This is a genomic window from Vibrio sp. nBUS_14, from assembly GCF_051201655.1.
Lineage (GTDB): Bacteria > Pseudomonadota > Gammaproteobacteria > Enterobacterales > Vibrionaceae > Vibrio.
The window spans coordinates 672,235-698,835 of record NZ_CP179206.1; the positions used below are offsets into that span (position 1 = coordinate 672,235).

16 protein-coding genes, 2 pseudogenes and 1 other annotated feature are annotated in these 26,601 nt (G+C 45.4%); of the genes and pseudogenes, 9 read left to right on the forward strand and 9 right to left on the reverse strand.

Annotation, left to right across the window (positions count from 1 at the left end):
* The 6 genes from mtnN to gltB (ACMAZD_RS03110) all read right to left on the reverse strand — a co-directional run bounded on the left by mtnN (nucleotide 1) and on the right by gltB (ACMAZD_RS03110) (nucleotide 13,750).
* Nucleotides 1-696: a 5'-methylthioadenosine/S-adenosylhomocysteine nucleosidase gene (gene mtnN, locus ACMAZD_RS03085; protein WP_435248529.1), complete on the reverse strand. Its 696-nt coding sequence runs from the start codon at nucleotides 694-696 to the stop codon at nucleotides 1-3.
* 127 nt (nucleotides 697-823) lie between these two features.
* Nucleotides 824-1,252, reverse strand: coding sequence for a DUF1499 domain-containing protein (locus ACMAZD_RS03090; protein WP_435248530.1), 429 nt, complete (start codon nucleotides 1,250-1,252; stop codon nucleotides 824-826).
* A gap of 159 nt (nucleotides 1,253-1,411) precedes the next feature.
* Nucleotides 1,412-2,824: an FAD-dependent oxidoreductase gene (locus ACMAZD_RS03095; protein ID WP_435248531.1), complete on the reverse strand. Its 1,413-nt coding sequence runs from the start codon at nucleotides 2,822-2,824 to the stop codon at nucleotides 1,412-1,414.
* A 16-nt stretch (nucleotides 2,825-2,840) separates the two neighbouring features.
* Nucleotides 2,841-7,304, reverse strand: a complete 4,464-nt coding sequence (gene gltB, locus ACMAZD_RS03100; RefSeq protein WP_435248532.1) for a glutamate synthase large subunit — start codon at nucleotides 7,302-7,304, stop codon at nucleotides 2,841-2,843.
* A 429-nt stretch (nucleotides 7,305-7,733) separates the two neighbouring features.
* Nucleotides 7,734-9,203 (reverse strand): glutamate synthase subunit beta, encoded by a 1,470-nt coding sequence (locus tag ACMAZD_RS03105; protein ID WP_435248533.1) that lies wholly within the window; start codon nucleotides 9,201-9,203, stop codon nucleotides 7,734-7,736.
* Nucleotides 9,203-13,750 (reverse strand): glutamate synthase large subunit, encoded by a 4,548-nt coding sequence (gene gltB / locus ACMAZD_RS03110; RefSeq protein ID WP_435248534.1) that lies wholly within the window; start codon nucleotides 13,748-13,750, stop codon nucleotides 9,203-9,205. The genes ACMAZD_RS03105 and gltB (ACMAZD_RS03110) overlap by 1 nt, the downstream gene beginning before the upstream one ends.
* 530 nt (nucleotides 13,751-14,280) lie before the next feature.
* On the opposite strand from gltB (ACMAZD_RS03110), the pseudogene ACMAZD_RS03115 reads away from it, so the two are divergent.
* The 4 genes and pseudogenes from ACMAZD_RS03115 to ACMAZD_RS03130 form a co-directional block, all read left to right on the forward strand.
* A pseudogene (locus ACMAZD_RS03115) lies at nucleotides 14,281-14,733 on the forward strand (TIGR01212 family radical SAM protein); the annotation flags it as partial.
* A gap of 1 nt (nucleotide 14,734) precedes the next feature.
* Nucleotides 14,735-14,923: pseudogene (locus ACMAZD_RS03120) on the forward strand (diguanylate cyclase domain-containing protein); the annotation flags it as partial.
* Nucleotides 14,924-15,074: 151 nt separating this feature from the next.
* Nucleotides 15,075-17,408, forward strand: coding sequence for an aerobic respiration two-component sensor histidine kinase ArcB (gene arcB, locus ACMAZD_RS03125; RefSeq protein WP_435248535.1), 2,334 nt, complete (start codon nucleotides 15,075-15,077; stop codon nucleotides 17,406-17,408).
* 7 nt (nucleotides 17,409-17,415) lie between these two features.
* Complete coding sequence (locus tag ACMAZD_RS03130) at nucleotides 17,416-17,859, forward strand: hypothetical protein (protein WP_435248536.1); 444 nt, start codon at nucleotides 17,416-17,418, stop codon at nucleotides 17,857-17,859.
* Nucleotides 17,860-17,985: 126 nt separating this feature from the next.
* Here the strand turns inward: ACMAZD_RS03130 and arcA are convergent, their stop codons facing one another.
* A complete protein-coding gene (arcA, locus tag ACMAZD_RS03135; RefSeq protein ID WP_435248537.1) occupies nucleotides 17,986-18,702 on the reverse strand; it encodes a two-component system response regulator ArcA in 717 nt (238 codons plus the stop codon).
* Between the two features lie 372 nt (nucleotides 18,703-19,074).
* Nucleotides 19,075-19,233, reverse strand: a complete 159-nt coding sequence (locus ACMAZD_RS03140; RefSeq protein ID WP_435248538.1) for a ribonuclease activity regulator protein RraA — start codon at nucleotides 19,231-19,233, stop codon at nucleotides 19,075-19,077.
* Between the two features lie 47 nt (nucleotides 19,234-19,280).
* Between ACMAZD_RS03140 and ACMAZD_RS03145 the strand changes: the two genes are divergently transcribed.
* Nucleotides 19,281-19,766, forward strand: coding sequence for a putative 4-hydroxy-4-methyl-2-oxoglutarate aldolase (locus ACMAZD_RS03145; RefSeq protein WP_435248539.1), 486 nt, complete (start codon nucleotides 19,281-19,283; stop codon nucleotides 19,764-19,766).
* Between the two features lie 174 nt (nucleotides 19,767-19,940).
* Here ACMAZD_RS03145 and ACMAZD_RS03150 read toward each other — a convergent pair whose 3' ends face one another.
* Complete coding sequence (locus ACMAZD_RS03150; protein WP_435248540.1) at nucleotides 19,941-20,417, reverse strand: ribonuclease regulator; 477 nt, start codon at nucleotides 20,415-20,417, stop codon at nucleotides 19,941-19,943.
* A 316-nt stretch (nucleotides 20,418-20,733) separates the two neighbouring features.
* Nucleotides 20,734-20,852, forward strand: a sequence feature (Thr leader region).
* Between the two features lie 29 nt (nucleotides 20,853-20,881).
* On the opposite strand from ACMAZD_RS03150, the gene thrA reads away from it, so the two are divergent.
* From thrA to ACMAZD_RS03170, 4 genes are all read left to right on the forward strand, one after another.
* A complete protein-coding gene (gene thrA, locus ACMAZD_RS03155) occupies nucleotides 20,882-23,341 on the forward strand; it encodes a bifunctional aspartate kinase/homoserine dehydrogenase I (protein WP_435248541.1) in 2,460 nt (819 codons plus the stop codon).
* Between the two features lie 17 nt (nucleotides 23,342-23,358).
* A complete protein-coding gene (thrB, locus tag ACMAZD_RS03160) occupies nucleotides 23,359-24,315 on the forward strand; it encodes a homoserine kinase (RefSeq protein WP_435249318.1) in 957 nt (318 codons plus the stop codon).
* Nucleotides 24,312-25,598 carry a threonine synthase gene (gene thrC / locus ACMAZD_RS03165; RefSeq protein WP_435248542.1) on the forward strand — a complete coding sequence of 429 codons (1,287 nt, stop codon included), beginning with the start codon at nucleotides 24,312-24,314 and terminating at the stop codon, nucleotides 25,596-25,598. The genes thrB and thrC overlap by 4 nt, the downstream gene beginning before the upstream one ends.
* A 187-nt stretch (nucleotides 25,599-25,785) precedes the next feature.
* Nucleotides 25,786-26,445: an NADPH-dependent FMN reductase gene (locus tag ACMAZD_RS03170; RefSeq protein WP_435248543.1), complete on the forward strand. Its 660-nt coding sequence runs from the start codon at nucleotides 25,786-25,788 to the stop codon at nucleotides 26,443-26,445.
* Nucleotides 26,446-26,601: the final 156 nt, after the last annotated feature.

Genomic DNA, 26,601 nt, shown 5'->3' on the forward strand with positions numbered 1-26,601 from the left:
TTACTTTAGTAGGGCAACCATCTTGATAACCATTTCAGAAGAGCTTTGTGCCGCTAGTGGCAGGAACTCTTCGAAGCTCATTGGTGACTCTTTGTCTGCAACGTCAGAGATTGCACGAACAACCACGAATGGTACTTGGAATTGGTGACAAGCTTGAGCGATAGCAGATGCTTCCATCTCTACAGCAACGACAGATGGGAAGTGCTTGCGGATGAACTCTTGGCGTTCTGCTGTGCAAACAAATGCGTCGCCAGTACAGATAAGACCGCGAACGGCGTGCTTATCTTCCATTTGTGCTAGTGCTTGTTCAGCAACAGCCATCAGTTTGTCGTCCGCTGTGAACGCTGCAGGTTGACCTGCCATTTGGCCGATTTCGTAACCGAAAGCTGTAACGTCGGCATCGTGATGACGAACTTCAGTTGAGATAACCACATCGCCAAGGTTCAGTGTTGAATCAAAACCGCCAGCAGAGCCCGTGTTTAGTACTACGTCTGGCTGGTATTCGCTTAGTAGGATTGAAGTACCCACTGCAGCGGCTACTTTACCAATACCTGATTGAAGCAAAACAACGTCAACATCATTTAGCTGACCAGAGAAAAAGGTACAACCGCCTTTATTAACTTCAGTAATGTCTGAAATTGCTGCTTTTAGGATCGCAACTTCTTGCTCCATTGCGCCAATGATGCCGATTTTCATGTGTAGTCTCTTAATAAAAAATATTTAAACAGTAGAGCGAAATTGTAGCATGGAAGAGAAGTGTCGAGCGACTGCCCTAAGGCACTTCTCGTACGAATAGCAGCGATTTATCTGCGTATTCTTTTATCTATTTGATTAGGCCTTCGCTGTTTAGGCTTGCGCGAAGTTGATCCGCTCGCTTTCGGTTGACACCAAAATCAGAATGGCCAGTGCGAGACTCTGAACGCACGATCAGTTTGCCATCAGTGATCTTAAGCTCTAAGTCATCGACAAAGCGCATGATGCGAGAAGTACATTCAATACGCAGGTAATCTTCGGTTTTACTGGCGGTTTTTGCGCCCGGTAAAGTCAGAGCGACTTGCTCAATGGCATCAAGGTTTGCTGAATCGGATAGTTCGTATGCAGCCAAAGCATGTTGTTCACGGTCATCTTGTGTTGATACGCAATTTGGTTTATCACCACAAGGTGATGAGGTTCTGTCTTTCATATCCGTGATTCCTTGGCTGCAAGCGGTTAATGTTAAAAGTGATAGCAAGAGGAGAGCGGCTTTTTTCATAGTGTTTCCTATGTCTTGTTTTTAATTCTAATTGTAGTTATCGGAATTGGCTTGTTTGCTGTTTTTTGTTGTGCTTGTGATAAACGTATCGAACTTAAAAAAGGATCCATAATTGGATCCTTTTTTATAGTAACGAACTGAGTAATAAAGGAAACCCACTCACACTTCTAGGTAATCTAATATCCCTTCTGCGGCTTTACGGCCTTCATCGATAGCGGTTACCACTAAGTCAGAGCCGCGAACCGCGTCGCCACCGGCAAATATTTTGCTGTTGGTGGTTTGGTACTGAAACTCTTGCTGACCAGGCGCTTTAATACGGCCCCATTGATCAAGCTCGACATCGAAAGGTTCTAACCATTCCATAGCGTGAGGTTGAAAACCAAATGCCATGATCACAGCATCGGCTTCAAGAATGTGCTCACTGCCAGCAACTGGTTCTGGGCGGCGACGGCCTGCTTCATCAGGTTCGCCTAAGGCGGTTTTCACGACTTTAACGCCAGCAACATGCCCAGAACTATCAAGCTCTAAGCTGATAGGCTGCAGGTTAAACTTGAACTTCACGCCTTCTTCACGTGCATTCTTCACCTCACGGCGAGAGCCCGGCATGTTGGCCTCATCTCGGCGATAAGCACACACCACATCGGCCGCACTCTGACGAATAGAGGTTCGAACACAGTCCATCGCCGTATCACCACCACCAAGCACGACGACTTTCTTACCTTGCATATCGATGAATGGGGTTGGATTTTCAAGCTCCATAACCTTGTAGGTATTAGAAATCAAGAATGGCAGAGCATCATAAACACCCGGAGCATCCTCATTATCTAGACCTGCACGTATGTTTTTGTAAGTGCCTACGCCAAGGAAAACAGCGTCGTAATCATCGACCAGCTCTTTAAGTTGAATGTCTTTGCCAATCTCGGTATTCATTCGGAATTCAACGCCCATCTCGCTAAAGATGCGGCGACGATTCTCCATGATACCTTTCTCAAGCTTGAATGATGGAATACCAAAAGTGAGGAGACCACCTATCTCTGTGTAACGATCAAAGACAACGGCTTTCACTCCATTGCGTACCAAGATATCAGCTGCCGCAAGACCAGCTGGGCCCGCACCGATGATTGCGACCTTTTTATCGGTCCATTCAACGTGAGACATGTCTGGCTTCCAACCCATCTCAAAGGCTTTATCGGTAATGTACTTTTCAATGTTACCTATGGTGACGGCACCAAAATCGTCATTGAGGGTACAAGAGCCTTCACACAAGCGGTCTTGAGGGCACACACGGCCACATACCTCTGGCAGGCTGTTGGTCTGGTGAGACAGTTCAGCGGCTTCGATAATACGTCCTTCATTGGCAAGCTTAAGCCACTGAGGGATGTAGTTGTGAACTGGACATTTCCATTCACAATAAGGGTTACCACAATCTAAACAGCGGTCTGCTTGGGCTTTGGCTTGCTGTTTAGTGAAAGGTTCGTAGATCTCTACAAACTCAATTTTACGTATCTTGATTGGTTTCTTCGCTGGGTCTACGCGATTCACATCAATAAATTGGTATACATTCTGGCTCATTATTGGCTCCTTCCAATTATTGCGCTTGAACACGAAGTTCAGCTGAGCTGCGGCTTTGGTGACCGAGCAAGGTGTTTAGATCCGCCGTCTTTGGTTTCACTAGATAGAACTTTGGAATCCATTCATCAAAGTTCGCCAGAATAGCTTCAGCGTGTACTGAGCCTGTTTCTTCTAAGTGCTCAGCAATTAAGCCACGCAGATGTTCTTGGTGGATATATAAGTCAGATAAAGAAAGCGCCTCAACTGACTCGTTGTTCACTCGGCCTTGGAAGTCTTCGTTCTTATCCATGACATAAGCGAAGCCTCCGGTCATACCTGCACCGAAGTTGACGCCAGTTGCGCCAAGAATGGCAACAATACCGCCCGTCATGTATTCACAAGCGTTATCCCCCGCACCCTCAATTACGGCAACCGTGCCTGAGTTACGTACGCCAAATCGTTCGCCCGCCGTACCTGCGGCAAACAACTTGCCTCCGGTTGACCCATACAAGCAGGTGTTACCTATGATGGTCGCTTCGTTACAAGTAAATGCAGTGCCTTGGTGAGGTTTGATAACTACCTTACCGCCAGCCATGCCTTTGCCAACATAGTCATTGGCATCGCCTGTTAGGTGCAGCTCAACGCCACCTGCGTTCCAAACAGCGAAAGATTGGCCTGCAGTACCATCGAGATACAATTTGATTGGTGAACCTGCCATGCCTTGGTTGCCATATCGCTTAGCAATTTCGCCAGAGATACGTGCTCCTATCGAACGGTCTGTATTAATAACGTTGTAGTAGAGGCTGGTGGATTGTCTTTTCTCAATCGCATCGAGTGCATCGTCTAGAATCTGCTGGTTGAGCTGAGCCTTATCAAATGGCGCGTTTGGTTCGGTCCAATACAGAGGGTGACCCTCTGGTGATACCGGAGCTTCCAGTATTGATGAGAGATCCAATTTACTCTGTTTTGCAGTTAGGCCTTCAACAGCCTCCAGTAAATCTGTGCGTCCAATTAGGTCTGTGAGTTTTTCTACACCAAGCTCTGCAAGGTGTTGGCGAACTTCATCGGCTAAGCCTGTAAAGTAGTTCACCACCATGTCTGGTAGCCCTTTGAAGTATTCGCGGCGCAATGTCTCATCTTGAGTCGCGACGCCTGTTGCACAGTTATTGAGGTGGCAGATTCGTAAGAATTTACAACCCATTGCGACCATTGGTGCGGTACCAAAGCCAAAGCTTTCAGCACCTAAAATTGCGCCTTTGATAACATCTAGGCCGGTTTTTAAACCACCATCGACTTGCAGGCGAATTTTATGACGAAGCCCATTGGCGACGAGTGCTTGTTGAGTTTCGGCTAAGCCAAGCTCCCAAGGACAACCTGCGTATTTCACCGAGGTCAGTGGGCTTGCTGCGGTCCCACCGTCGTAACCGGAGATCGTAATCAAGTCGGCATAAGCTTTCGCTACACCTGTGGCAATGGTGCCTACACCCGGTTCAGATACTAACTTCACTGAAACCAAGGCTTTAGGGTTAACTTGTTTGAGGTCGAAAATGAGCTGCGCCAGATCCTCAATAGAATAGATATCGTGATGTGGAGGAGGAGAGATCAGAGTCACGCCTTGAACTGAGTATCTCAGCTTGGCTATTTCTGCTGTGACTTTATGACCCGGCAGCTGACCGCCTTCTCCTGGCTTCGCACCTTGCGCGACCTTGATTTGTAGAACATCCGCATTGGTTAAGTAATGTGGCGTCACGCCAAAACGACCAGAAGCTATCTGCTTGATGCGCGAGTTACGATCAGTACCGAAGCGTCGTGGATCTTCACCACCTTCACCAGAGTTGGAATAACCACCTAAGCGGTTCATCGCCATGGCTAGTGCTTCGTGAGCTTCGGGGCTCAAGGCACCAATCGACATGGCCGCGGAGTCAAAGCGCTTAAAGAGATCGCTACTCGGCTCTACTTGCTCTAGAGGCAGAGGTTGATCGGCTTTTTTGAGGCTCATTAAGTCGCGCAGCATAGCAGCAGGACGAGCATTAACTTGCTTCGCAAAAGATTGGTAGTCGGATGTTTCACCTGTCTTTACGGCGGTTTGCAAGGTACTGACTACGTCTGGGTTATAGGCGTGGTATTCGCCGCCATGTACGTATTTGAGTAAGCCACCATGTTCCAGTGGTTTACGTTTAGTCCATGCTTTACGAGATAGGTTATAGATATCTTGTTGGAAGTCACTAAAGCTAGCGCCTTGGATACGAGTCGTTACGCCACGGAAACACAAGTCAACGACATCGGTATGTAAACCGACCGCCTCAAATAACTGCGAGCAGCGATACGAAGCAATTGTCGAGATACCCATCTTTGACATGATCTTATACAGACCTTTGTTGATGCCGTTCTGGTAATTTTGCAATGCAGTGCGATAGTCTTTATCTAATGAACCATCGTCCAACATCTTACCCAGAGCTTCATAAGCGAGATATGGGTAAACCGCGGTAGCACCGAAGCCAAGCAGTACGGCAAATTGATGTGGGTCACGTGCGGTTGCTGTTTCAACTACGATGTTAGCATCACAACGCAGGTTGGTGTCTGCAAGTCGAGTTTGCACCGCACCGACCGCCATGGCTGCTGGGACTGGTAGCTTACCTTTCTCTAAACCTTTGTCAGAAAGCACAACTAAAACAGCGCCGTCGCGTACTTCTTTAACCGCACGATCACACAAGTCGTTGATTGCTTGTTCGAGATCTTTTTCTGCTGGATCATAGTGCATGCTAAGAATCGCATGACCGTAATGCTTTTGATTTAATTGCAGAAGTTGCTGCATATCAGAATAAAGCAGAACGGGTGAATCAAACGTCACACGGTAAGCATGCCCATCGGTTTCACAGAACACATTCATCTCTTGGCCGATACTGGTGGCTAAAGACATAACGTGTTTTTCACGCAAAGGGTCAATCGGTGGATTGGTTACTTGAGCAAACTTCTGACGGAAATAGTCGGTGATTAGGCGTTCTTTAGAAGACAGCACTGCCATTGGCGTATCATCGCCCATAGAACCGACGGCTTCTTGTCCCATGTCACCGAGGACACGCAGTACTTGGTCTGACTCTTCGTTGCTCATCGCAAACTGTTTTTGATAGGTCTTTAGGGTGTCATCATCAAAATTACGTTTACCGACTTGGTCATCTGCTAGTGCGGAAAACGGTGTTAATTTGTGAACGTTCTTATCCATCCACTCTTTATATGGGTGACGGCCTTTAAGATCATTGTCGATCTCGTTCGATTGCCATAGCTTACCGCGACGAGTATCAATAACGAGTAATTCACCAGGTCCGACGCGTCCTTTCTCTGCCACTTCGTCTGGTGCATAATTCCAGATACCAACTTCGGATGCCAAGGTGATTAGGTTGTCTTTGGTGATGACATAGCGAGCAGGGCGTAAGCCGTTTCTGTCAAGGTTACATGCAGCATAACGGCCGTCAGACAGTACGATACCCGCAGGGCCATCCCATGGTTCCATATGCTTGGAGTTGAAATCGTAAAAGGCACGAAGCTCAGGATCCATGTCTGGGTGGTTTTGCCAAGCGGGCGGCACAAGCATACGCATCGCTCGGAATACATCCATACCACCAGCAAGGAACAGATCGAGCATGTTGTCTAAGCTTGAGGAGTCTGATCCTGTCTCATTCACAAAAGGTGCGGCCGTTTGTAAATCGGGCAGCAGCGGTGAGGAGAACTTATAGGCGCGAGCCTTGGCCCACTGACGGTTGCCTTCAATGGTATTGATCTCACCATTGTGCGCCAAATAGCGGAATGGTTGAGCCAATGGCCAACGCGGCTGTGTGTTGGTCGAGAAACGCTGGTGGAACAGACATATAGCTGATTCCATACGTAAGTCAGCAAGATCGAGGTAAAATCGCGGGAGATCGGCCGGCATACACAAGCCTTTGTAGACCATGACTTGTGTTGAAAGGCTACAAATATAAAAATCTTTGTCTTCGGTGAGCTGCTTTTCAATTCGGCGACGAGCAATGTATAGGCGTCGTTCGATATCGCGTTCACGCCAACCAGCGGGAGCGGAGATAAACACTTGCTGAATATTGGGAACAGAATCTTTGGCGATTGGACCTAATACGTCGGTGTTGGTGGGCACGACACGCCAGCCAGCCACGGTTAAAGTCTCTTGAGCGAGCTCTTTATTGACGATGTCTTGCGCCGATTGTGCTTTGATTGGATCTTGGCTGAAGAAAATCATGCCGACAGCGTATTGCTTGCCGAGCTTGAAGTTATTCTCTTCAGCAATAATTCTGAGATAAGAGTCTGGCTTCTGTAGCAATAAGCCACAGCCATCCCCGGTTTTACCATCCGCGGCGATACCCCCACGGTGTGTCATGCGATCGAGGGCTGAAATAGCAGTTCGCACCAACTTATGACTAGGTTGGCCTTCCATTTGCGCTATTAAACCAAATCCACAGTTGTCTTTTTCAAGACTAGGATCATATAGAGCCATTGCAATTCTCCCTTTTGCTTCGCTGTCATCCAGACAGTAAATGACTAACTATTCATGTACTTGTTATTTTTATGAACTTATAGTTTGTTTTTAGCTAGCTAAAACGTTATTGGTGGTGTTAACAAAACCGATTGGTTTTATTTTCATCAGCTTTACAACGTATAGCTAATTGTGTTTAAGGTCAAGTTCATGGTTAATTATCATGTGTAAACGCGATTAGCCACGTAATAACCTAAAATAGTCGATGAAGATCAATGAGATATAAAAGCTGGATGTTAACGAGATTTAACATGTGTAGCAGGAGTGATTAAGAAAGAGTGGAAGGCCAGATAGAAAAAAGGCTAGCATCGAGTGCTAGCCAAATATAAAAGTTAGGAAGGGTGTTGCTTTTTCCCTAGGCTAACGTCAACGACACTAGCCCGAGAAATATTATGCGGAAAGCATGAGTGAATCAGCTTTCGCTTCTAAGTTTGAGTTACCCATTAAGAAGTCATCAACGGCAATTGCACATTCACGACCTTCATTAATACAGCGTACAACCAGAGACTGGCCAGTACGCATATCACCAGCAACGAAAACGCCTTTCTGGTTCGTCGCATAACCTTCTGAAGCTACGTTACCGCGCTCGTCCAGTTTAATGTCTAGCTGTGCCGGTACACCTGTTGGCTCTGGGTGTAAGAAGCCCATTGCTAGGAATGCCATGTCACAAGGGATAACACGTTCAGAGTTTGCTACTTCATCAAAACCCGGACGTTCACCTGGTTTCGCATCTTGCCAAACGATGTCAGCAATGCGAAGTCCGGTTACATTTTCGTTATCGTCAGAGATGAACTCTTTAGTCAGGATGTTCCAATGACGTTCACAACCTTCTTCGTGAGAAGTGGTGGTCTTCATGATCATTGGGTATTGAGGCCAAGGCATATTGGCAGGGCGTTGCTCTGGTGGGATCGGCATGATCTCAACCTGAGTAATGCTTGCTGCTTTATGACGGTTTGATGTACCCACACAGTCAGAACCCGTATCACCACCACCGATAACCACAATGTGCTTATCTTTAGCGTGAAGCTCTTCTGTTTTAAGGTCTAAATCGTTGGCACGGCGGTTGTTTTGAGCAAGGAATTCCATGGCAAAGTGAACGCCTTTCAACTCACGGCCTGGAATTGGCAAGTCACGTGGAACCGTAGAACCGCCGGTTAGCAATACCACATCAAACTCTTGGCGTAGCTGTTGAGCATTAACATCAACACCGATGTGTTGGTTTACTTTAAACTCAACGCCAGCTTCAGCCATTAGGTTGATCTTACGATCAATCACGTCCATACCCAGTTTGAAATCTGGGATACCGAAACGCAGTAGGCCACCCACTTTCTCGTCACGCTCAAATACCGTCACAGAGTGACCGGCACTGTTTAGTTGCTCAGCAGCGGCTAGACCAGCAGGACCTGAACCGATAACTGCTACTGTTTTTCCTGTACGTGAACGAGGTATTTTAGGTTTTGCGTACCCTTCACGGTACGCAGTTTCTACAATTGTTTTCTCGATATTACAGATAGTGATTGGGTCTTGGTTGATACCAAGAACACAAGCACTTTCACAAGGAGCAGGGCACACGCGACCTGTAAATTCAGGGAAGTTATTGGTAGAGCTTAGAATGTTCCAAGCTTCTTCCCAGCTGTCACGGTAAACCGCATCATTGAATTCTGGGATGATGTTACCAATCGGACAACCGCTGTGACAGAAAGGTACGCCACAGTCCATACAACGAGAGGCTTGAGTATTGATCTTTTCACCAAACTTTTCGTTAAGTACGAACTCTTTGTTGTCTTCAATTCGAACTGACGGGTCGAGCTTCTTTGGAAGCTCACGACCGTGTTCTAAAAATCCAGTAGGCTTACCCATTATACTGCCTCCACTTCTTCCGTTTGTGCCTGTTGTGCTTCAGCTTTACGCTTTTGAAGAACCGCTTTGTAGTCACGTGGCATTACTTTAATCAGTGATGCAACACTTGCTTCAAAGTTATCTAGGAAAGACTGAGCAACTTCACTTCCTGTGAATTCAACATGCTTAGTTAGCATATCTAGTAGAAGATCTTTATCTTCTTGTTCAATTGGATCTAGGTCGACAAGTTCTGCGTTGAGCTTGGTTTCGAAGTCGCCGGCTTTATCCCAAACATAAGCGACACCACCACTCATGCCTGCAGCAAAGTTACGGCCTGTTGAACCAAGGATAATTGCCGCGCCACCTGTCATGTATTCACAACCGTGGTCACCAACACCCTCAACAACAACCTTCGCACCAGAGTTACGAACACAGAAACGTTCGCCAGCCATACCGCGAATGAAAGATTCACCTGAGGTTGCACCGTAGAAACATACGTTACCCACCACGATATTATCTTCCGCAACGATAGTAGATTTCGCATCTGGGTATAGTACCAACGTACCGCCAGACAGACCTTTACCCCAGTAATCGTTCGCGTCGCCTTCTACTTCGAACTTAACGCCTTTAGCAAGGAATGCTCCGAACGATTGACCTGCACTACCGTGGAACTTAACGTTCATTGGCTGTGGTAAACCTTGGTCTTTGTAAACCTTCGAGATTTCGTTAGACAGCATCGTGCCTGCTGAACGGTCCGTGTTGATGATAGGGAACTGAGAGGTAACCGCTTCACCTTTCTCAAGCGCTGGGATTGCAGCCTGAATCAACTTACGGTCTAGAACGTCTTCAAGATTATGATTTTGTGTTGTCTGGTTGTAGATACCATCTTCTGCACGAGCCTGCTCAATGTGCAGTACCGGTGTTAGATCTAGGTTCTTGTACTTCCAGTGACCGATGTCATCACGAACTTTAAGTTTGTGCGATTGACCAACCATTTCGTCGATAGAACGGAAGCCAAGTTCAGCCATTACTTCACGTAGACCTTCAGCCATGTATTGGAAGAACGTTACTACGTCTTCTACGCGGCCGTCGAAACGCTCACGAAGAGTTTTGTTCTGTGTTGCGATGCCAACAGGACATGTATTCTTGTGACACTTACGCATCATGATACAGCCTTCAACAACTAGAGCAGCGGTTGCTACGCCCCATTCTTCAGCGCCAAGTAAGGTAGCGACTGCAAGGTCACGTGGTGTTTTCATCTGACCATCAGATTGAACCACGATACGGTTACGTAGGCCGTTTTTCAGTAGTGTTTGGTGAGTTTCCGCTAGACCCAGCTCCCAAGGCAGACCGGTGTGACGGATAGAAGACATCGGAGATGCACCCGTACCACCATCAAAACCTGCGATAAGTACGACGTCAGCTTTCGCTTTCGCTACACCTGATGCAATCGTACCTACGCCAGCTTCTGATACGAGCTTCACGTTGACACGGCCATTACGATTCGCATTTTTCAGGTCGTAGATTAGCTGAGCCAAATCTTCGATTGAGTAGATATCGTGGTGTGGCGGCGGAGAAATAAGACCGACGCCAGGGGTCGAGTGACGTGTTGCACCGATCCAATCATCAACCTTATCACCCGGTAGTTGACCACCTTCGCCAGGTTTCGCACCTTGAGCCATCTTGATTTGCAGCTCATCAGCGTTAGATAGGTAGTAAGACGTTACACCAAAGCGACCAGAAGCCACCTGTTTGATTGCTGAACGTTCCCAGTCACCGTTTTCTTTGCGTTCGAAACGTGCTGGATCTTCACCACCTTCACCTGAGTTTGATTTCGCGCCAATGCGGTTCATTGCAACAGCCAGTGTTGAGTGAGCCTCATGTGAGATTGAACCAAAGCTCATTGCACCCGTTGCGAAACGTTTAAGGATTTTTTCAATAGGTTCTACTTCTGCTAGAGGAATAGAGCCTGCTGGGTTTTTGATGAAATCAAGTTGGCTACGCAGTGTTGCTGCGTTGTCGCCTTGAGCATCCACGGCGTTCGCGTACTTTTTGAATTGACCGTAATCTTTGTTACGCGTCGATTCTTGAAGTAGAGAAATTGTCTCTGGGTTGAATAAGTGTTTCTCACCACGTTGTTTCCACTGGTAAACACCACCAACATCAAGAATCTGTGCTGGGATTTCACGAGCTGGGTAACCAACACGGTGACGAACTAGGACTTCGCGTGCGATATCATCGATCGTTAGACCTTGGATACGAGAAACCGTACCTGTGAAGTATTTTTCAACCACTGATTTGCTGATACCAAGAGCTTCAAAGATTTGAGCACCGTGATAAGACTGCAGCGTAGAGATACCCATCTTCGAGAAGATTTTCAGTAGACCGCCGTTAACACCTTTACGGTAGTTATCGAATAACTCACGTGGATGTACGTTTGGATCTAGTTTCTTGGTACGTTGCAGTTCAACAATCGTTTCGATAACTAGGTATGGGTTAACTGCGTTCGCACCGTAACCTATAAGCGTTGCAAAGTGGTGTGTCTCACGAGCGTCGCCCGTTTCAACAACGATGTCACACTTAGCACGTAGGCCTTTACGGATTAGGTGGTGGTGAACCGCACCAACGGCCAGCATTGCTGGAATAGCAGCGTGGTTAGAGTTAACCGCACGGTCTGTCAGTAGGATGATAGAGTAACCATCAATCACCGCGTCTTCCGCGTATTGGCAGATACGCTTAAGTGCGCGCTCTAACTTACCCTGGTCGCCATTTGCTTGGAATACGATATCCAGCGTCTTCGCTTGAAGGTGCTCGTTATCGATTGCACGCAGTTTTTCTAGCTCTGAGTTAGAAAGTACAGGAGACTCAAGCTCTACTTTTTGACAGTGTTCAGGTGTTTCAGCAAGTAGGTTCTGATCTTTACCTAGGTAAGTGTTCAGAGACATAACCATACGCTCACGAATCGGGTCGATCGGCGGGTTAGTTACTTGTGCAAACAACTGTTTGAAGTAGTTTGAAAGGTGCTGCGATTGGTGAGAAAGAATCGCTAGCGGCCAGTCAGCACCCATTGCAGAAAGTGGCTCGTAGCCCGTTTTCGCAAGAGGTAAAATGATTTCGTTAACTTCTTCAGAGCTTACACCAAACGATTGTTGTTTGTGGAGAAGTTTCTCTGGAGAAGGTTGGCTAAATTCGTTGCTCGCATCCGGTAGCTTTTTCAGGCTCAGAAGGTTCTCTTCAACCCACTTTTCGTAAGGTTGTGCTTTAGCAATACTATCTTTCACTTCTTCATCAGAAATGATGCGGCCTTGCTCAAGGTCAGCAACGAAGATACGACCAGGCTGTAGACGACCACGGTACTCAACGTTTTCAGGTGCAATCTCAACAACACCAGACTCAGACGCCATCACTAGGAAGTCGTCTTTCGTTACTGTGTAGCGAGAAGGACGTAGACCGTTACGGTCAAGTGTCGCACCTACTTGAACACCATCGGTGAAACATACAGATGCTGGGCCATCCCATGGTTCCATTACGTTTGCGTGGTACTGGTAGAACGCGCGACGAGTTGGGTCCATGTTTTTGTTTTCTTGCCATGCTTCCGGGATCATCATCATCAACGCATGTGGCAGAGTACGACCTGAAAGAACAAGTAGCTCAAGCGCCATATCGAAGTTTGATGAGTCCGAGCTACCTTCCTGACAGATAGGAAGCAGCATGTCGATTTCAGCTTGTGTAAATAGATCCGATTCTAGGATTGCTTCACGTGCTTTCATCCAGTTCAGATTGCCGCGAACCGTATTGATTTCGCCATTATGCGCGATATAACGGAAAGGCTGAGCTAAACGCCAACGTGGGAATGTATTGGTAGAAAAACGAGAGTGTACAAGTGCTAGAGCTGTCACCATGGTTGGGTTTTGCAGATCTAGGAAGTACTGAGGAACTTGTTCTGTTGTTAGCTGACCTTTGTACACCAATGTCTTGTAAGACATAGAGTTGATGTAGAAGTCATCACCAATGTTTGACACGCTTTCTAGGCATACACGAACCGTATAGTTACGCAGAACATACAGCTTGCGTTCAAGCTCTTCTGGTGTCGTACCAGGGCCGCCAGAGATAAATACGTGTTCAAATTGAGGTTCAGTGCTAAGTGGGTCAGCACCAATCATTGAATTGTCAGTTGGAAGTTCACGGTAGCCGATAACTTCTAACTCAAGGCGTTGTGCATTGCGCTCTAAAATATCGCGACACTGTGCACGTTTGTGTTCATCTTTAGGGAAAAGTACAACACCAACACCATATTTTTCAAAAGATGGCAGTTTAATTCCAAGCTTAACGGCTTCTTCTAGTAAGAATTCGTGCGGCTTCTGTAGCAGGATACCTGCACCATCACCAGAACACGGATCACAGCCTTGGCCGCCACGGTGTTCCATACGGGCAAGCATATTGAGTGCTTGAGTTACTACATCATGAGATTTGCGATTCTTTAGATGCGCAACAAAACCGATACCACAAGCGTCATGCTCCAGTTCAGGAGTATACAGACCCTGTGAGTTCTGCTCTTGATCTACCATAGATACATCCTTCCAGTTAAATCTAGGCGCAACTTATTTGTATAAAGTTAGCCTTGTCCTTTTATATTTATGGGTCTAAACCTGCCTATGCTGGCGGTTTGAATCCTTTCCGTATCTCGCAGGAAAAGTATTGCGAGAAAAACAATCCTTGGTGATATCCGTTTATTTTTAGCCACAAACTAGTGGATTATATAGGTGGGATATGGATATCACCGATTTATTAACAAGTTTTTGTTGTAAGTAAATAAACAAAAATAGCCAATATGTGTAAGTATCCTACAATTTTGTCTAGGCGAATTGCAATGAAAGTTGACTCATGTAGACCATTTTTTTCGTTTTATTTTGAATTTAATGTCTAACAAATGTGCAGCATTAGGCAAATAGAGCCGATTTTTTGCATGTTTATTGATATTTGATAGATTGCTCGCAAAAGGCCTTGAGTAAACTAATTGGTTGAATTTTGCAGGGGTGTAATTTTTTTTCAGAAATAGACTGATATTCATTCTTATTTACTTGAGCACTTTCAAAATATGAAATTACACGAGTTGGTTAATACTATCGGCCAAGACCTTCATCGCCGTTATGGCGAAAAGGTTCACAAACTGACACTGTACGGTGGCTTTAGCTGCCAAAACTGCGACGGAACCATTGGTCGCGGAGGCTGCACTTTTTGTAACGTGGTGTCTTTTGCCGATGAGCAGACTCAGGTTCAAAGTATTGCCGACCAGTTAAAAGATCGAGCGGATGAAATTGCTCGTGCCAAGAAGTCTCTGGCTTATTTTCAGGCTTACACGAGCACTTATGCTGAGGTGCAAGTGCTCAAGAGTATGTATGAAGAAGCGCTAAAAGCACCGGGCGCCGATATCGTGGGGCTCTGTGTTGGTACAAGACCTGACTGTGTGCCTGATTCAGTTTTGGAATTGTTGGCTGGTTATGTTGATAAAGGGGACGATATCTGGCTGGAGCTCGGCTTACAAACTGCAAAAGCTCGATATCGAACATGAAGACTCGGCAGTTTCTGAACTCGTGACAGTAAGTATCGGTATCATCTCTTATATTCCGACACCGAATGATGAAATGGATTCTGCGGTTGCCTTGGCTGATAGTGCGTTGTATCAAGCTAAATACGACGGTATAAACCGTTCGATGGTACATCCTTCCTCAATTCGATAAGCGCATTTATCTCTTGCTGCCCCTCTATTTATCCCACTTATCTGTTTTAAACAATATAACGGTAGCTCTCTTGCTGCGTGTGATGTAGCTAGCTTACCTCCTCTCTTTAAACAGGGTAGAATATTACTAGTCTTATCGCATGGAGCGCTAAATGAAACCCATGAAAAATCTTGCCCAGTATTACGTTGATCTACTCGTAAAACTGGGGATTGTCCGCTTTTCTATCTTACTCGCCCTAGCGCTTGTTGCCCTTGCTGTTGTTGTGCAAGTGGGTATTACCCTTGCACTTAAAGGTAATGTTGATGATATCGACATTGTCCGTTCGGTTTTCTTTGGTCTGGTGATTACCCCTTGGGCGGTTTATTTTCTTTCTGTGGTTGTTGATCAACTTGAAGAATCTCGTCAAAGGTTGGCTAAGTTAGTCTCTAAACTTGGCGACATGCGTGAGCGTGACCAAGAGCTCAATAACAAACTCCAGCTTAATATTGAAAAGTTGAATCAAGAAATTGAAGAGCGTGAAAAAGCAGAGGAAGCACGTGCTGAAGCGATGCAAGACCTTGAGAACGAGGTGTTTCAACGTGAACGTACTCAGCTTGAATTGGCTGAACGCACCGCACTGCTGCGCTCATTTATCGATGCCTCTCCCGACCTGATTTATTATCGTAATGAAGATGGTGTTTTCTCAGGTTGTAACCGTGCGGTTGAAGAGTTGACGGGAAAAACTGAGAAAGACTTGGTGGGCTTAACTCCTTGGGATGTTTATAGCAAAGAGATCGCTCAACAGGTTATTGAAACCGATAAGAAGGTTTTTGCCGACAATCAGGCACTGACCTATGACCAATGGTTGGAATACCCTGATGGTCGTAAGAGCTACTTCGAGCTACGTAAAGTGCCTTTCTACAGTAAAGATGGCCGCCACCTGGGCTTAGTGGGTTTTGGTCGCGATATTACGGAACGTAGAGAGCACCAAGAATCACTAGAGAAAGCCAGTCGCGACAAGACCACTTTTATCTCAACGATTAGTCATGAACTAAGAACACCACTCAATGGCATCATCGGCTTGAGCCGCATGTTGTTGGATAGCCAGTTGACCACTGAACAGCGTAAACACATGCAAACCATTAAGGTGAGTGCGGTGACGCTGGGTAATATCTTTAACGATATTATCGATATGGATAAGTTTGATCGCCGTAAACTAGAGTTGCTCCCAACCCCGATCAACTTCGAAGATTTCGTTGCCGAGATGGAAAGCATCTCCGCTCTGATGGCAGAACAGAAAGGCTTGCGATTCGATCTGGAAAGGTTATCGGATTTGCCAACCTCAGTTAAAGTTGATGGCACACGCCTAAGACAAGTGCTGTGGAACTTGGTCAGTAATGCCATGAAGTTCACCAAAGATGGTGGTGTGGTAATGACAGTCAGCGCCGACATTGATGGCGACTTTGCCAACATCACAATGGAAGTCGAAGATACGGGAATCGGTATACCTGAAAGCGAAGTCGATAAAATTTTCGCGATGTACTATCAGGTGAAGTCTGGCTCTGACAATCTGCATGCGGTGGGCACAGGTATTGGTCTTGCGGTATCGAAGCAGCTGATTAATATGATGGACGGCGATATTGACGTTACCAGTGAAGAGGGCTTCGGCAGTACCTTTACGGTTTCTATTCGTGTGCCGGTGAATCACGATACTCAGGCGCTGATTAAGACGCCAAGAAAGCAGTCGAACCTTAAGATCTTCATGGTCGAAGATATTGAACTCAACATTACGGTCGCTCGTTCTCTGCTTGAAAGCTTAGGTCATGAAGTCACGGTGGTGATGACAGGGCAAGAGGCACAAATCGTTTTCCATCCAGAAGACTATGATTTGGTGTTGCTGGATATCCAACTGCCAGATATGACAGGCTTCGATATTGCTCAGTACTATCGAGAGAAATACAGCAAGCTGCCGCCTTTAGTCGCCTTAACGGCCAATGTTTTAAATAATAAACAAGAGTATCTGCAAAAAGGAATGGATGAAGCGATCAGCAAACCACTATCGGTGAAAGCCATCCAAGACGTGATATCCAAATTTATTGAGAACAAATCTGAAGTGATAAAAAAAGTAGAGGTTATTAAGCCGGTTGTTTCTTCGATTGATACCACTTTGCTTGATATTGATATGCTAGAGTCTTATGTTGACATTGTTGGACCGAAACCGGTTTTGGATAGCATCGCGATGTTTGAAGATATGATGCCGGAGTATATGGAAATATTGAATTCCAACATGGTCGCGAAAGACCAAGCCAGTATCGTTTCTGAGGCGCACAAGATCAAAGGCGCGGCAGGTTCTATTGGTTTGAAACGCATACAGCAAGTTGCTCAGAAAGCTCAGTCTCCAGATATGCCTGCTTGGTGGGATAATATTTCAGATTGGGTCGATGAGATTAATAATGAATACCAGAATGACATTGAAGTCCTAAAAAGTTGGTTAAACCAAAGGTAGAAGAATAATGAAAAAATTAGCATTCGCCGCATGCGTTGTGGCATTAGCGGGTTGTTCTGCACCACAAGTAGAATGGCAGCAAGGTAACCAAGTAGAAGTATCTGCAGCGACAGTCACAATGAAAAGCAACCTTTGGTTGAACAAGATGCCGACGATTGGAGAGACTCAAGATAAGACTCTCCATGGTGCCATTTACCTAGAATCGACTTCAGAACTGCCAGCAACACTTGCGGTTGAGAGTGTTACGGTCAAGCAGGGTGCAGATACTCTATTGGTGACAGCTGACGATCTTGATTTAAGAACGCACAGTGAAACTCAATGGGAAGTCGCTTTTATATGGCAGCTAGAGATCGACAGTGGCAAGCCTGTTGATGTTGCGGTTGAACTGAAAGATGGTGAAACGGTGAAGTGGCTGGTGGAGAAAGACGTTAAGGTTGATACGGTTTACTAAAACCTTAGCGAACAATGAACAATAAAAAAGGGAGAATGCGTTGGCATTCTCCCTTTTTAATAACTATTGATTGCGCCTCTACTGTTAAAAACACTAAATGCTAAACGACTAGAAACGCGAATCGAATTAGTCTTCTAGGTCACCACAAAAACGGTAGCCTTCACCGTGAATCGTTGCGATGATTTCTGGCGTACCAGAAACTGATTCAAAGTGCTTACGAATACGACGGATTGTTACGTCTACAGTACGATCGTGCGGCTTAAGCTCACGGCCGGTCATCTTCTTAAGAAGGTCTGCACGTGTTTGGATCTTACCTGGGTTCTCACAGAAGTGAAGTAGAGCACGGAACTCTGAACGAGGTAGCTTGTAGCCTTCGCCATCTGGGCTAACCAGAGAGCGACTGTTGATGTCTAGTACCCAACCGTTGAACTCGTACTTCTCAACGCTACGTTTTTCTTCTTGAACAGAGCTTGTGCTCATTGAACGGTTAAGAAGGTTACGTGCACGAATAGTCAGTTCACGAGGGTTGAAAGGCTTAGTGATGTAGTCATCAGCGCCGATCTCTAGGCCAAGGATCTTATCAACTTCATTATCACGACCCGTTAAGAACATAAGCGCTACATTTTCTTGCTCACGTAGTTCACGCGCAAGTAGTAGGCCATTCTTACCAGGAAGGTTGATGTCCATAATTACAAGGTTAACTTGGTTGTCAGATAGCACTTGGTGCATCTCTTCACCGTCGCTAGCCTCAAAAACAGCATATCCCTCTGCTTCAAAAATACTCTTTAGAGTGTTACGAGTTACTTGCTCATCTTCAACGATAAGAATCTGCGGGGTTTGCATTTGGCGGTACCTAAATTTGTGACGAAACTGTGCTAATAGAATAAATTCTAGGCAAAAACATAACATACAGGTAATGTAATTTTGATGATAACTTAAAGTTTTCAAAAAAACACTTACTTCCAGCTATCTGCCTTCCTTGAAGTATTGCCCAATAACGTAGATCCAGTACGCCTTTCAATCATTCTGTTAGTGATTGAAGTGGATTCTATAATGTTAACAGCATGCTAACAACGCGAGAATGTTAATTCCATTCACTTTATTGATTTACATCAATTGCCGTATTGCAACAAACTTTAATAGTATGGCTACAACTTAACCAATGTTCTGGTGATTATTTAGCAGCAAAACTAGAATGATTATTTGAGATAGTTCTCACATCTCGTTTGCTAAAGACCAGACTTTGAAACAAGGAAGCTGAAAGCTGTCCTTAGAGTCTAGTAGATAAATATGCGCAATCAACTCTAATTCAATATTAAATTGAGCATAGAACAATGAAAACAAAGGATTAATTCTAACAACATATAAAAGCATAGAGGTACACCCGCATTAGCCGGCAACGCCTTACTCACGGAGGATATATGCACGATATAACACCTGATTTGTGTGACGAGTTTGAAAGCAAAGTCACTTTACTGAACATGCCATTACAGAATTTCGGCCAACGTGGTATGTTCTGGGGAAAAATTGTAACAGTTCGTTGTTATCACGATAATTCCAAGGTTCGTGAGGTTTTAGAGACCGATGGCTGCGGTAAAGTACTTGTCGTAGACGGTAATGGCTCGTGTCAAAAAGCGTTACTTGGCGACCAATTGGCGATTCTAGCCATAGAAAATGGTTGGGAAGGCGTCATTGTGAATGGTGCGGTTCGAGATGTAGCGATGATGGCGCAGATGGATCTTGGTATTCAAGCTCTCGGAGCCTCTCCATTTAAAACCGAGAAGCACGGTGTTGGGCAGGTTAATGTCACGCTCACGGTACATAATCAACTGATTCAACCGGGCGATTATATTTATGCTGACTGGAACGGTGTCTTAATCTCAACTGAGTTATTGATGGAATCCTAATAACTGAATTGAATGGTGTGAGGTTTATATTAAGAGGGGTTGAGAGCTTCTGAATTGAGGTAAAGCGATCTTTCAAGATGAGTTTCTCTGAGTAATTTTAGTTCCCAGGATAACTGAGCCCGCTGGGTAACTTTAATTTCTTAGATAATTGGGCTCACTGAACTCATCAATCGATTAAAAGCGGAAGCCTAATCCCACTTCAACACCGCGTTGCCACTCTTCATAATCAAGGGTGGCATGCATATCTAAATTGTCTGTTAGCTGGACACGACTCGATACTTCGGCGGCCACTGACTTGTCGTTGCCTTCTGTCTCGTCTTTATATGTATGCAGAGAGCTGTTGAAAGAGATGCGTTCAGAGAATTGATAGCTCACCCCACTCAAGAAACCACTTTCGTATTTGAGAGAATCACTGTTAATACGTGCCCCTAAATAAAGATCGACATCAGCAAATAGGCTGTAGGAATAGCCGCTGTCTACTTTCCACGTATCGAAGCTTTCACTAGAGGCGTTTTGGGTTGAGATAAAGAACTTATGAGAAGAGATATCTACCTGGCTTGGGAGCAGAGGTAAACCGCTTAATATAGGTAAGTCATCCGCAGAACAAACAGCAGGCACAGCAAAGATTAAAAGAATAAGTAATCTCTTCACTTCCCACTCCTGATGCCATTATTATTGTTCTTCGAACGTTATGGTTCAATTAAAGCACAGAATTTGCACGTTCGCTGCACAATCGATATGGCAATTTGTTATGATTATATATGCAACTGATCACTTTTTTTGTTTGATGAGTTAATCCAGTCTCTGAATGGCAGGTTGATGCAGGATGTTTTATCCCTTAAATGACGCCTTGCTCTGAAAAACGGTGTGAATGTAAAAAAAACGCAACTTTTCATTGACGTCTAGTGGTAAAAATTGATACACGTAGAGTAAAGCACAAGCAGAGAATTTGATATGCAGCACGTAAGCCACCTAGTAATGACCACCACCATTATTATTACCGACATTAACATTGTTGGGGCAGGCTGCTAAGTAACGGATTTCAAAAAAAAGGCCTGTATCCAACAAGATACAGGCCTTTTTTTATACCATTTTTATGACTTATGGAGAAAGGGATGCGCGTTTTAAAGTTTGGAGGTTCATCATTAGCTGATGCAGATCGTTTTTTACGAGCAGCAGATATCATCGCTAATAATGCCCAGCAAGAAGAGCTAGCCGTTGTACTATCGGCTCCAGGAAAAACAACGAATAAGCTGGTTGCTGTTATTGAAGCAGCACTAAAAAATGGTGAAGCAGACGTACAGATCGCCGAGATCGAATCATCATTCGCTGCATTGTTTACAGAGATTCAAGCGGTATTGCCTTCAGTTGATGGCTCTGCGTTTCAAGAGCAGGTCGATACCTCTCTTGCTCAACTTAAGCAGTTCGTGAATGGTATTAACTTACTGGGCATGTGCCCGAACCATGTTAATGCTCGCATCATCAGTAAAGGTGAGCGAATCTCGATTCAGTTAATGAAAGCGGTATTAGAAGCGAAAAGTCAGCCAGCAAGCCTGATTGACCCAGTGGAATACCTCTTTGCTAAAGGTGACCACCTTGAAGCTATGGTTGATGTAGACATTTCTACACAGAACTTCCGTCAATCTCCACTTCCACAGGGTCACGTTAACATCATGCCAGGCTTTACGGCGGGTAACGAAAAAGGTGAGCTAGTCACGTTAGGTCGTAATGGCTCAGACTATTCTGCGGCTGTATTGGCAGCGTGTCTGCGTGCTGACTGTTGTGAGATCTGGACTGACGTCGATGGTGTTTACAACTGTGACCCACGCTTAGTGGATGACGCCCGTCTTCTTAAATCACTTAGCTACCAAGAGGCGATGGAGCTTTCCTACTTCGGTGCTTCAGTTCTACACCCGAAAACAATCGCACCTATCGCACAATTTCATATTCCTTGCCTAATCAAAAACAGCTTCAACCCACAGGGTGCAGGTACTTTGATTGGCCAAGACACTGGTGAAGATAACCTAGCGATCAAAGGTATCACTACGCTAAGTGACCTAACCATGGTTAACGTATCAGGCCCTGGTATGAAGGGTATGGTAGGCATGGCGAGTCGTGTATTCGGCGCGATGTCTTCTGCAGGCGTTTCTATTGTTCTTATTACTCAATCTTCTTCAGAGTACAGCATCAGCTTCTGTATTGAATCAGCTGATAAAGTGAAAGCGAAGCAAGTATTGTCAGACGCATTTGAACTTGAACTTAAAGATGGTCTATTAGAGCCAGTTGAGTTCATGGATGATGTTGCGATTGTAACGCTGGTGGGTGACGGTATGCGTACATCACGTGGTGTTGCTTCTCAGTTCTTCTCTTCTTTAGCTGAAGTGAACGTTAACATCGTTGCTATTGCTCAAGGCTCTTCAGAGCGCGCTATCTCTGCGGTTATCCCTGAAGATAAGATCTCAGAAGCAATCAAAGCGTGTCACGAAAACCTATTCAATTCTAAGCACTTCCTTGATGTCTTCGTTGTCGGTGTTGGCGGTGTCGGTGGTGAGCTTGTTGACCAGATCCAACGTCAACAAGGCAAATTGGCTGAAAAAGGCATCGTGATTCGCGTGTGCGGCCTAGCAAACAGCAGAGGTTTGTTGCTAGACAGCGACGGTCTACCGCTAGAACAGTGGCGTGATCGTATGTCGAGCGCGACAGAAGAGTTTAGCCTAGCGCGTTTAGCGGCACTTGTTCAACGTAACCACATCATCAACCCTGTGTTGGTTGATTGTACGTCTAGTGAAGGTATTGCCGGACAATACGCAGATTTCCTAGCGGCTGGTTTCCACGTTGTAACACCAAACAAAAAAGCCAACACGGCAAGCATGGCTTACTACCATCAGCTTCGTGAAGTGGCACGTAACTCTCGTCGTAAGTTGATGTACGAGACAACAGTAGGCGCAGGTCTACCGGTAATCGAAAACCTACAGAACTTAATCTCTGCAGGTGATGAACTTGAGAAGTTTAACGGCATTCTTTCTGGTTCATTGTCTTACATTTTCGGCAAACTTGATGAAGGCATGACACTCAGCCAAGCAACCAACATTGCTAAAGATAACGGCTTTACTGAACCGGATCCTCGTGATGATCTGTCTGGTATGGATGTGGCGCGTAAGCTGCTTATTCTTGCTCGTGAAGCTGGTATGGCACTTGAGCTTGAAGATGTTGAAGTTGACCAAGCATTGCCACCAGGTTTTGATGATTCAGGTACGGTTGACGAGTTCATGGCTCGTTTGCCAGAAGCGGATGCTTACTTCAAAGAGCAGTTAGCTATCGCAGCAGAAGAAGGCAAAGTACTTCGTTATGTGGGTGAGATCGCTGAAGGTAAATGTAAGGTTCGTATCACAGCTGTTGATGGCGATGATCCAATGTTTAAGATTAAAGATGGCGAGAACGCTTTGGCATTCTACAGCCGTTACTACCAGCCAATCCCACTCGTTCTACGTGGCTACGGTGCAGGTACTGAAGTTACAGCAGCAGGCGTATTCTCTGATGTGATGCGTACTCTTGGTTGGAAGTTAGGAGTTTAGGAATGAGTTCAAGTGATATGGATGTTGTCGTTTATGCTCCTGCATCAATCGGCAATGTCAGTGTAGGTTTTGATGTGCTGGGGGCCGCAGTGTCTCCAGTGGATGGCACATTGCTTGGTGACCGAGTAATGGTTAAAGCCGGTGATGAACCATTCTCGCTAAAAACAGCAGGCAGCTTTGTTTCTAAGCTGCCAACTGAAACCAAAGAAAATATTGTCTACGACTGCTGGGTTGTGTTCTCTCGCGAGTTAGACAAGAAAGGTATCTCAGTTAGGTCTTTAGAGATGACGCTAGAGAAGAACATGCCGATCGGTTCTGGTTTAGGGTCGAGTGCTTGTTCAATTGTCGCTGCGCTTGATGCCTTGAACCGTTTTCATGGTCAACCGTTGAATGAAACTGAACTGCTTGCTCTTATGGGTGAAATGGAAGGTAAGATTTCAGGCGGCATACATTACGATAACGTTGCGCCATGTTACCTTGGTGGTGTGCAGCTTATGCTTGAAGAATTAGGCATTATTAGCCAAGAGGTTCCATGTTTTGATGATTGGTATTGGGTAATGGCTTACCCGGGCATCAAGGTTTCAACGGCCGAAGCGCGAGAGATCTTGCCCTCTCAGTATCGCCGTCAAGATGTGATTGCTCATGGTCGTCATTTAGCGGGCTTTATTCATGCTTGTCACTCTGGTCAGCCAGAGCTAGCGGCTAAGATGATCAAAGACGTGATTGCTGAACCGTATCGTGAGAAACTGCTTCCAGGGTTTGCTGATGCACGCAAATATGCAACATCAGCAGGAGCACTAGCTACAGGAATTTCTGGTAGTGGCCCTACGCTATTTAGCATTTGCAAAGAACAAGATGTCGCCGAGCGTGTTGCACGCTGGTTAGAACAAAATTACGTACAAAATGAAGAAGGATTCGTCCACGTTTGTCGCTTAGATAAGCAAGGTTCGATCGTTACAGGAAGTGAGTTATGAAGCTGTACAACATCAAAGAAAACGATGAGCAAGTCTCTTTTGGCCAAGCCGTTCGTCAAGGTCTAGGCCGTAACCAAGGTCTATTTTTCCCATCAGAGCTTCCTAAGTTCGATGACATCGATGCACTACTTGCAGAGGACTTTGTCCCTCGTAGTTCAAAGATTCTTTCTGCTCTCATTGGTGATGAGTTACCAAAAGAACAGATTGATCAACTAGTGGATGCGGCATTCCAATTCCCAGCACCGATCAACCAAGTGAAAGACGGTGTTTACGCACTTGAACTGTTTCACGGTCCAACGTTAGCATTTAAAGATTTCGGTGGCCGTTTTATGGCTCAATCTTTAGCTGCGGTTTCTGATGGTGGTCAAATCACAATCTTAACGGCAACATCGGGTGATACTGGTGCGGCGGTTGCGCATGCTTTTTACGGCATGGAAGACATCAATGTTGTAATCCTTTACCCGAAAGGTAAGATCAGCCCACTGCAAGAAAAGCTATTCTGTACGCTAGGTAAGAACATCCACACTGTCGCGATTGATGGCGATTTTGATGCGTGTCAGGCACTCGTAAAAGACGCATTTGACGACGCTGAATTGCGCAAAGAGATTGGCTTAAACTCAGCAAACTCAATCAACATCAGCCGTTTGATGGCTCAGATTTGTTACTACTTTGAAGCGGCTTCTCAGCTAACCAAAGATCAACGTGAAAACCTCGTTATCTCTGTACCAAGTGGTAACTTTGGTAACCTAACAGCAGGCCTATTAGCGAAAGCGCTAGGCTTACCAGTTAAACGCTTCATTGCAGCAACCAATGAAAATGACACGGTTCCTCGTTACCTAGAAACAGGTCAATGGGATCCAAAACCAACGGTTGCGACAACATCGAACGCGATGGATGTGAGCCAACCAAACAACTGGCCACGTATCGAAGAACTCTGCCAACTGAAAGGTTGGGGACTTGATGCTTTGGGTAAAGGTAAAGTATCTGATGAGCAGAGTGCTGAATCAGTACGCGACCTAAAAGATCAAGGCTACCTGTGTGAACCTCATGGTGCGATTGCTTACCGTCTATTGGAAGAGCAACTGCAAGAGAACGAGACAGGCCTGTTCTTATGTACGGCACACCCGGCTAAATTCAAAGAAGTGGTTGATGACATTTTAGGTACTGATATTGAACTTCCTGGCCCGCTAGCTAAGCACGCGATGATGGAGTTGTTGTCTGAAGACCTAGATAATAATTTTGAAGCTTTGAAAGTGGTACTTCGTCGAGTTCAACCTGCGTAATTTCTCAGACACGTAAAGTGTAGAATTTAGATGGTTACGAGAAGGTGAATGAGCAATCATTCGCCTTTTTTATTGCCTAAGTGATTTTTAGAAGTAAGCTCTAGTGCAGTATTTTCTTCAGCTTGATGGGGTTGGCTCAAGCTCGGTAACTGAACTGACTGAACCAAAGTTTAATAAAAGGGATAGTATGAATTTTTTGATTTTTCTTGGATCTGTACGTGAGAGCACACCACCAAGACCTGCTCGATTAGGGGTGAGAGTTAGCAAGGCGTGTGAAAAGTTACTGGTGGATAAACATTCTGAGCATACGGTCGAAATCATCGACCCTTTGAATTACGATTTTGGCGATGTGTTTAAGCCTGAGTTTTCGTATAATCGCTCTAAGGTGCCAGCACATCTTGCAGAATTAGCCGACAAGATCGCAAAGGCTGACGGCTATGTGATGGTTAGTCCGGAATACAATCATTCGATGAGCCCAGCACTAGCTAATATTCTCAACCATTTTGGCAGCTCGCTATTTTCATATAAGCCGAGTGCGATTGTGACTTATTCTGCGGGTCAGTGGGGCGGGGCAAGAGCATCCGTTTCGATGCGAACCTTCTTATCAGAGTTAGGGTGTTTACCGGTTTCTGCGATGATTCATCTGCCTAAAGCACAAGAAGTGTTTGATGAAGAGGGCTGTGTTGTTCAAGAGTCAGAACAAGCACAATGGGATGAGTACATGAACCGAACCTTCCATCAGTTGATGTGGTGGGCGCAAGGGGCGGCGTTGCAAAGAGAAAATATTAATCCAACGGCTTTAGCGAAAGCCTTCACCAAAGCTCCTTCTCAACGAAATGCGCCATAACCCGATTTGATTGGTGGCAGTACTTGGTTAATTCTGAGTTAGCTAATACAGCGTTGAGATAGGTGTTTGATTTTACGTTGAGAGAGTTAGTGATAAGAAGTGGGTGACACCAAAACTTAAAAAGCTCGGTCACTTCTGACCAAGCTTTTTAAATCT